Origin of the sequence: Streptomyces sp. SID13726 (genome assembly GCF_010548375.1) — a bacterium.
Classification (GTDB): Bacteria; Actinomycetota; Actinomycetes; order Streptomycetales; family Streptomycetaceae; genus Streptomyces.
Window position 1 is genome coordinate 1 of record NZ_JAAGLY010000329.1, and the last position, 482, is coordinate 482.

Genomic DNA, 482 nt, shown 5'->3' on the forward strand with positions numbered 1-482 from the left:
GGACGCCGTCGATGTGGCCCCGGGGCGCTCCCCGGGCGACCCGGCCCGGATCCGTCTCCGTGCGGCTGGACGGGACCCGCTCCGTGACCGTCGTAGTGCTGCTCACTCCTACCTCCCGGAAGGCGTCGAGGGAATGGAAACCGTAGCAGCAATAAACCCCTTTCCGCGCCAATTCAAACATTCCCGCCGAATGAATGGCGAGATGCAATAGGCGCCGAATATAGACGCGCGCGCGTCTCTCTATTTCGTAAACGACGTCGTTATAAATCCTGCGGGCCCTCAGGCCGCAGGGATCGCCTGCAGAGGAGTCGGCCAGTGGTCCTCGACCGCCTCCCGGGCGATCCGGCTGGACGGGTAGCGCTGCGCCGCGAGCCGCTCACGCTCCGCGCGGGCTTCCTCGCTCATGTCCCGCTGCAGGCCGATGAGGTTCTTCTCCTCCAGCTCCCTGAGGATGGGTTCGGAGATGCGCCAGGCCGCCGTCC

General features: G+C 66.4%; 1 protein-coding gene. It reads right to left on the reverse strand.

The window, feature by feature from the left end; translation table 11 throughout:
• Nucleotides 1-279: 279 nt before the first annotated feature.
• Nucleotides 280-482: hypothetical protein (locus tag G3I78_RS47905; protein WP_164436901.1), on the reverse strand; the 203-nt coding region annotated here is incomplete at its 5' end.